Genomic DNA, 8,002 nt, shown 5'->3' with positions numbered 1-8,002 from the left:
GAGCAGTTGACTTTTAATCAATTGGTCGCAGGTTCGAATCCTGCACGACCCACCACTTTAGCATTGAACCTTGATGTTAAACGTGAAGGATAACGTTGCGTGGCAACGGTCCTGGAGCGAGCGAAAGCGAGTCATCCTGCGCACCTGAATAGTAAAAGTGAAGTCCCGCAAGGGGTCGTTAGCTCAGTTGGTAGAGCAGTTGACTTTTAATCAATTGGTCGCAGGTTCGAATCCTGCACGACCCACCACTTTAACATTAAAGCTGATGTTAAACGTGAAGGATAACGTTGCGTAGCAACGGCCCGAAGGGCGAGCAGAGCGAGTCATCCTGCACGACCCACCAATGTAAAAAGGCGCCCTAAAGGCGCCTTTTTGCTCTCTGTTGTTTTCTCCCCAGAAATGCTAATTCCCCTTTTTTGTCATCAGACGGCAATAAATTCCCCACGACATTTTCTGTACAATCCGCTATCTTGTTTAGCATATAAAACATCATGACCGCCGCTATGCCATCTGAAGGCATGTTAACGGCATTTGAGTTAAGCCAGTAAAACGAGATTGCAAGATGAGCGTAATGTTTGACCCCGAAACGGCGATTTACCCTTTCCCGCCTAAACCGTTGCCATTAAGTCGCGATGAAAAGCACTTTTACCGTGAAAAGATTAAACGTCTGCTGCGCGAGCGCGATGCGGTGATGGTGGCTCATTACTATACCGACCCGGAAATTCAGCAACTGGCCGAAGAGACCGGCGGCTGTATCGCTGACTCTCTCGAAATGGCTCGTTTCGGCGCCCGTCATTCAGCGTCGACGTTGCTGGTGGCCGGCGTACGCTTCATGGGGGAAACGGCAAAAATTCTCAGCCCGGAGAAGACCATCCTGATGCCTACGCTGCATGCCGAGTGTTCTCTGGATCTGGGCTGCCCGATTGAGGAGTTTAACGCATTCTGCGATGCCCACCCGGATCGTACCGTCGTCGTTTATGCTAATACCTCAGCGGCGGTCAAAGCGCGCGCCGATTGGGTGGTGACCTCCAGTATTGCCGTTGAGCTTATTGAGCATCTCGACAGCCTCGGGGAAAAAATTCTTTGGGCGCCTGACCGTCACTTAGGCCGGTACGTACAGCGCCAGACCGGCGCAGATGTTTTGTGCTGGCAGGGGGCCTGTATTGTCCATGATGAATTTAAAACCCAGGCGTTAACGCGGATGAAAGCCCTCTATCCTGATGCCGCCATTCTGGTACATCCTGAATCGCCGCAGTCTATTGTGGATATGGCGGATGCAGTAGGGTCGACCAGCCAGCTGATTGCCGCGGCTAAAACGCTTGCGGTGCGCCAGCTCATTGTCGCCACCGATCGCGGGATCTTCTATAAAATGCAGCAGGCGGTACCGGAAAAAGAGCTGCTGGAAGCGCCGACCGCGGGAGAGGGGGCAACCTGTCGTAGCTGCGCCCACTGCCCGTGGATGGCGATGAATGGCCTGAAGGCGATTGCCGAAGGGCTGGAAAATGGGGGACGCGAACACGAAATTAAGGTCGATGCGCAGCTGCGTACCGGCGCATTAGTCCCGCTGAACAGAATGCTGGATTTTGCGGCTACACTTCGGGGATAGTGATTAATTACGCAATCAATACTGGACGGGGAAAATATGGATTTTTTTAGTACGCAGAATATCCTGGTGCATATACCCATCGGCGCCGGCGGATACGACTTATCATGGATCGAGGCGGTCGGTACGCTTGCCGGGCTACTGTGTATCTGGCTGGCTAGTCTGGAAAAGATCAGCAACTATGCGTTTGGGCTGGTCAACGTCACCTTGTTTGCCATTATTTTCTTTCAGATTCAGCTTTATGCCAGTCTGCTGTTGCAGGTCTTTTTCTTTGCCGCCAACGTTTATGGCTGGTACGCCTGGTCCCGGCAAACCAGCAGCCATGAAGCCGAGCTGCGTATTCGCTGGCTGCCATTGCCGAAGGCGCTGGGCTGGCTGATCGCTTGTATCGTGGCAATTGCGCTGATGACGGTCTTCATTAATCCGGTCTTCGCCTTCCTGACGCGCATCGCGGTCGCCCTCATGCAGAGTCTGGGACTGCAGGTCACGATGCCGGAACTGCAGCCCGATGCCTTCCCGTTCTGGGACTCCTGCATGATGGTGCTGTCGGTCGCCGCCATGATTCTGATGACCCGTAAGTATGTCGAAAACTGGCTGCTTTGGGTGATCATCAACATCATCAGCGTGGTGATTTTCGCCCTTCAGGGGGTTTACGCGATGTCGCTGGAATATCTGCTTTTGACCTTTATTGCCCTTAACGGCAGTCGGATGTGGATCAACAGCGCGCGTGAGCGAGGTTCTCACGCGTTTTCTCGCTAATGGTGGTGGTGATGAGGGTCGTGCCCGGCGTGCGTCATATTAAGATGGCATTCCGGGCCGCTACAGGGCTGATACTCCATCTGCACGGTCACATGCTCAATATTATATTTATGCTGCAAAAATGCCTGGATGCGATTCAGCAGAGCGTCGTGATCGTGCGGAGGGACAACCTGAACATGCAGCGTCATAACCGTTTTTTCGCCGACCAGCCAGACGTGGACGTGGTGTACGTCGCGGACTTCCGCCACCGAGCGGTGCAAATCGCGCTGCAACCCCTCGACATCTAACGACCGCGGCGCTCCTTCCAGCAGTTCGTTGATACTTTCCTGCAACAGCCGCCAGGCGCTGCGCAATACCAGGCATGAGACCAGCACCGATAAAATCGGGTCAATTGGCGTCCAGCCGGTGGTGATAATCACGATGGCGGCAATAATCGCTCCGACCGAGCCCAGTAAGTCACCCAGCACATGTAATGCCGCTGCGCGAACGTTGAGATTTCGCTCTTCGCTGCCGCGATGCAGGATCCAGAATGCCAGTATGTTTGCCAGTAGCCCGGCTACGGCAATCACCATCATCGTGTTACCGGCGACGGGCTGCGGATGGTTAAAACGCTGAATCGCTTCCCAGAAAATAAGAATGGTAATCACAACCAGTGCAATGGCATTGACGAAAGCCGCCAGCGTGGTCAGACGCAGCCAGCCGAAGGTATGGCGGGTATTGGGCGGACGACTGGCGAAGCGCACCGCCAGCAGAGCGAACAACAGGGCGGCTGAATCGGTGAGCATATGACCGGCATCAGCCAGCAGCGCCAGCGAGCCTGAAACGACGCCGCCGATGGCTTCAACCAGCATAAATCCGGCGGTGACGATGAAAGCCTGCAACAGGCGTTTTTCGTTACCGCGGTCGGGGGTTTCTGACGGAGTGTGAGCATGAGCCATTACAGAATCCTGTCATTATTTTAGCAATTAGTCTCTGACCTTCTTACAGATTAACCACAATCGGGCATCTGTTCCATCAGCGAATGTCGATAGGGCAAGGTGCTGCGGCATTTGTTTCAACAATACGCAGATGCGGCAACAATAGGGTAAAAATGCCGATGGCTGGAGCATTATTGAGTGATATCTCACCAATGCAATATATAATATTTATATGTGTTAAATTCCTGGTGTTTGTAACTACTGGCGGGGCTTTGCTTCTCACTATTCCTGTGGTTTGTATTGTTTTTATCTGTTTAATCAGTCAATTACCCTTGCGACTGTAAAAGTCTGTTTACACTTTTCTGACGGCGAGTTAGATTGAAAGGATTGCACACAATTGATTAAGTATGGCAACGCTGGAAAGAAAATGAATTATCAGAACGACGATTTACGTATTAAAGAGATCAACGAATTATTACCTCCCGTTGCACTCCTGGAAAAGTTCCCCGCGACCGAAAATGCTGCTAACACCGTGGCGCACGCTCGTAAAGCGATCCATCAGATCCTTAAAGGCAATGACGATCGTCTGCTGGTGGTGATTGGCCCGTGCTCCATCCACGATCCTGCCGCAGCGAAAGAGTATGCTGAACGCCTGCTGACGCTTCGTGAGGAGCTGAAGGGCGAGCTGGAAGTGGTGATGCGCGTTTACTTTGAAAAACCGCGTACTACCGTTGGCTGGAAGGGGTTAATCAACGATCCGCATATGGATAACAGCTTCCACATCAACGACGGTCTGCGTATCGCGCGTAAGCTGCTGCTGGAGATTAACGACAGCGGGCTGCCTGCGGCGGGTGAATTCCTCGATATGATCACCCCGCAATACCTTGCTGACCTGATGAGCTGGGGCGCCATTGGCGCGCGTACCACGGAATCACAGGTGCATCGCGAACTTTCGTCTGGCCTTTCTTGTCCGGTAGGTTTTAAAAACGGCACCGACGGGACAATAAAAGTGGCCATCGACGCGATTAACGCAGCGGGCGCGCCGCACTGCTTCCTGTCAGTGACCAAATGGGGTCATTCGGCGATTGTGAATACCAGCGGCAACAGCGACTGTCATATCATTCTGCGCGGCGGCAAAGAGCCAAACTACAGTGCGAAGCATGTTGCTGAAGTGAAAGTGGGTCTGGCAAAAGCGGGTCTGCCCGTACAGCTGATGATTGATTTCAGCCACGCGAACTCCAGCAAGCAGTTCAAAAAACAGATGGAAGTGGGCGCCGATGTGTGCCGGCAAATAGCTGGTGGCGAGCAGGCGATTATGGGCGTGATGATTGAAAGCCATCTGGTGGAAGGTAGCCAGAGTCTGGAGAGCGGCGCGCCGCTGGCCTACGGTAAAAGCATCACCGATGCCTGCATCGGCTGGGAAGATACCGATACTATCCTGCGTCAGCTGGCAGATGCGGTAAAAGCCCGTCGCGGTTAATCCGCAGCCTGAGCCCGGCAGCGCATCGTGTCGCCGGGATTCAGAGCCAATAAAAAAGCGTGGACGGGTCCACGCTTTTTTTATGGCTGGCGAAAATTATTTCGCTTTACCCTGGTTTGCTACCGCGGCGGCTTTTGCGGCGATTTCATCCGCATTGCCCAGATAGTAGTGTTTGATCGGTTTGAAGTTTTCGTCGAACTCATAAACCAGCGGTACGCCGGTCGGGATGTTCAGTTCAAGGATTTCGTCTTCGCCCATATTGTCCAGGTACTTCACCAGCGCGCGCAGGGAGTTGCCGTGAGCGGCGATAATCACGCGCTCACCGCTTTTCAGACGCGGCAGAATGGTTTCGTTCCAGTAAGGCACTACGCGCTCGATGGTCAGCGCCAAGCTTTCGGTTACCGGCAGCTCTTGATCGGTCAGTTTTGCATAACGCGGATCGTGGCCCGGATAGCGCTCGTCGTCTTTGGTCAGCTCCGGCGGAGTAATGGCAAAGCCACGGCGCCACTGTTTAACCTGCTCATCACCGTATTTCTCAGCGGTTTCCGCTTTGTTCAGACCCTGCAATGCACCGTAGTGACGCTCGTTCAGTTTCCAGGATTTCTCAACCGGCAGCCAGGCCTGATCCAGCTCATCCAGCACGTTCCACAGAGTATGGATGGCACGTTTCAGCACAGAGGTATAAGCAAAATCGAAGCTGAAGCCTTCGTCTTTCAGCAGTTTACCTGCCGCTTTTGCTTCACCTACGCCTTTCTCGGACAGATCAACGTCGTACCAACCGGTGAAACGGTTTTCATTGTTCCATTGGCTTTCGCCATGACGGACCAGTACCAGCTTAGTTACAGCCATACACTTACTCCTCAAGCTTTGTTTGAATGATAACAATTCTCATTATATTGCCGCGATTTGCGTCACGGCAATGCTTATCCCTAACCATAGCGAAAATCGTGGCTCAGTGTAAGATGCTTGTAAATCGGCGGTTATATTTTTGTCTGCGAGTGGCGTAATTTGCAGCAAAGTGATGAAAAAAAGCCCTCCGTCAGGAGGGCCAGAGGCTTATCGGGCAATAAACTGATATTCCGTCAGGCTGACGTACTCCTCGCCCGGGCGCAAGATGCAGTCGGGCTGAGGCCAGTGCGGATGATTGGGTGAATCCGGCAGAAATTCACTCTCCAGAGCCAGACCTTGCCAGTCGGCGTACGGCTGTTCCGTGCGCGATGGCGTTCCGTCCAGATAGTTACCCGAATAAAACTGCAGGGCAGGGGCGGAGGTATACACCGCCATCTGCAGTTGACCATCCTGAGACCAGACGTGGGCCGCGGCCTTGCGGGCATCGCCTTTTGCCTGCAGCAGGAAAGCATGATCATACCCCTTCACCTTCTGCTGATCGGCATCGCGAAGGAAGTCGACCGCGACGGTTTTCGGCGTGCGAAAATCGAAGCTGGTTTGGGCGACGTCCTGTAAATCACCGCCCGGAATACCGTCGCTCTCCACCGGCAGGTAGCTGTCGGCGAAAATTTGTAGCTGATGGTTGCGCACGTCCGTCTGTCCACCGTCGAGGTTGAAGTAGACGTGGTTGGTCAGGTTGACCGGACAGGGCCGATCAACCGTCGCACGATACTCGATGGCGATACGGTTATCTTCGCTAAGACGGTAGTGCGCCGTGGCTTGCAGATTGCCGGGAAAACCCTGATCGCCGTCAGCGGAAATAAGGGCAAACAGCGCCTGATGCGTGTCCGCGCTGACTATCTGCCAGCGACGTTTGTCGAACCCGCCTGGCCCGCCGTGCAGCTGATGGCCGGCCTCGTTAGAAGGGGTCAGTTGGACCGTCTGGCCATCCAGGGTAAAACGGCTGTTGGCGATACGGTTGGCATAGCGACCCACGGAGGCGCCGAGATAGGCCGCCTGACGGGTATAGCCTTCCGGCGTCGCGCAGCCGAGCAGCGCTTCGCGAATTTCGCCATTGGCCAGTGGGACCCGGGCGGATAATAACGTCGCGCCCCAGTCCATCAACGTGACCACCATCCCGGCATTATTCCGCAGGGTAATTAGATTCCACGGCTGCCCGTCGGGCGCCAGGTCTGTTGTTTGGTTTAGCACTGGCCAGCCCCCTGTGATGGTTTGCAAACGTAGAAGGTCTCTTTAATACCGGTTTTCGCTTCATACTGCTGCGCGACGGCTTGCTTAACGCTATCAACGCACTCTTCCGGTACCAGCGCCACGACGCAACCGCCAAATCCGCCGCCGGTCATACGTACGCCGCCTTTATCGCCGATGGTGGCTTTGACTATCTCCACCAGCGTGTCAATTTGCGGAACGGTAATTTCGAAATCATCGCGCATTGAGGCGTGAGATTCCGCCATCAGTTCCCCCATCCGCTTGAGGTCGCCTTTTTCCAGCGCGGCGGCGGCTTCGAGCGTACGCGCATTTTCGGTCAGGACATGGCGCACGCGTTTCGCAACCACCGGATCCAGCTCATGGGCAACGGCATTGAACTCGGCGATTTTGACGTCGCGCAGCGCAGGCTGCTGGAAGAAACGCGCGCCGGTCTCGCACTGTTCGCGGCGGGTGTTGTATTCGCTGCCGACCAGAGTACGTTTAAAATTACTGTTGATGATTACCACCGCGACGCCTTTCGGCATGGAGACGGCCTTGGTTCCTAATGTGCGGCAGTCAAGCAGCAGAGCGTGATCTTTCTTACCCAGCGCCGAGATAAGCTGGTCCATGATGCCGCAGTTACAGCCGACGAACTGGTTCTCCGCTTCCTGGCTGTTAAGGGCAATTTGTGCCCCGTCCAGCGGCAGATGGTACAGCTGCTGGAATACGGTTCCGACGGCCACTTCCAGCGACGCGGAGGAGCTTAAACCCGCCCCCTGCGGCACGTTGCCGCCGATCACCAGATCGGCGCCGCCAAAATGGTTGTTGCGTTTCTGCAGGTGTTTCACCACCCCGCGGACATAGTTTGACCACTGCTGGGTATCGTGGCTGACAATCGGCTTATCGAGGGAGAACTCGTCGCTCTGATTGTCATAATCGGCGGCAATCACCCGGACAATCCGGTCCGCGCGCGGCGCACAGCTGATCACCGTCTGATAATCAATCGCGCAGGGCAGCACGAAGCCGTCGTTATAGTCGGTGTGTTCGCCGATCAAATTGACGCGGCCCGGGGCCTGAATAGCGTGGGTGGCAGGGTAGCCGAATTTTTCAGCAAACAGGGTTTGGGTTTTCTCTTTCAGACTCATT

General features: G+C 54.5%; 7 protein-coding genes and 1 tRNA gene. 4 read left to right on the top strand and 4 right to left on the bottom strand.

The window, feature by feature from the left end; all coding sequences use genetic code 11:
- Positions 1–172: 172 nt before the first annotated feature.
- From CWM52_RS23395 to pnuC, 3 genes are all read left to right on the top strand, one after another.
- Positions 173–248, top strand: a tRNA-Lys gene (locus CWM52_RS23395).
- A 314-nt stretch (positions 249–562) separates the two neighbouring features.
- Entirely contained in the window at positions 563–1,606 is a 1,044-nt protein-coding gene (nadA, locus tag CWM52_RS23390) for a quinolinate synthase NadA (RefSeq protein ID WP_100686270.1), read from the top strand.
- Positions 1,607–1,642: 36 nt separating this feature from the next.
- Entirely contained in the window at positions 1,643–2,362 is a 720-nt protein-coding gene (gene pnuC / locus CWM52_RS23385; protein ID WP_100686269.1) for a nicotinamide riboside transporter PnuC, read from the top strand.
- Here the strand turns inward: pnuC and zitB are convergent.
- Positions 2,359–3,300, bottom strand: coding sequence for a CDF family zinc transporter ZitB (gene zitB, locus CWM52_RS23380; protein ID WP_100686268.1), 942 nt, complete (start codon positions 3,298–3,300; stop codon positions 2,359–2,361). The genes pnuC and zitB overlap by 4 nt on opposite strands.
- Before the next feature lie 406 nt (positions 3,301–3,706).
- On the opposite strand from zitB, the gene aroG reads away from it, so the two are divergent.
- Positions 3,707–4,759, top strand: a complete 1,053-nt coding sequence (gene aroG / locus CWM52_RS23375) for a 3-deoxy-7-phosphoheptulonate synthase AroG (protein ID WP_100686267.1) — start codon at positions 3,707–3,709, stop codon at positions 4,757–4,759.
- 96 nt (positions 4,760–4,855) lie between these two features.
- Here the strand turns inward: aroG and gpmA are convergent, their stop codons facing one another.
- The 3 genes from gpmA to galK all read right to left on the bottom strand — a co-directional run bounded on the left by gpmA (position 4,856) and on the right by galK (position 8,001).
- The gene (gpmA, locus tag CWM52_RS23370; RefSeq protein WP_100686266.1) at positions 4,856–5,608 is read right to left on the bottom strand and encodes a 2,3-diphosphoglycerate-dependent phosphoglycerate mutase; all 753 of its coding nucleotides are present in this window, start codon (positions 5,606–5,608) and stop codon (positions 4,856–4,858) included.
- Positions 5,609–5,815: 207 nt separating this feature from the next.
- On the bottom strand, positions 5,816–6,859 hold the full coding sequence (gene galM, locus CWM52_RS23365) for a galactose-1-epimerase (protein WP_100686265.1): 1,044 nt from the start codon (positions 6,857–6,859) through the stop codon (positions 5,816–5,818).
- Positions 6,853–8,001, bottom strand: coding sequence for a galactokinase (galK, locus tag CWM52_RS23360; protein WP_100686264.1), 1,149 nt, complete (start codon positions 7,999–8,001; stop codon positions 6,853–6,855). Before galK ends, galM begins: the two co-directional genes overlap by 7 nt.
- Position 8,002 lies beyond the last annotated feature (1 nt).

Source organism: Raoultella sp. T31 (assembly GCF_002806725.1).
GTDB classification, from domain to species: domain Bacteria; phylum Pseudomonadota; class Gammaproteobacteria; order Enterobacterales; family Enterobacteriaceae; genus Klebsiella; species Klebsiella electrica.
Note: the sequence above shows the minus strand (reverse complement) of the source record. Positions and strands in the feature narration are given on the sequence as shown.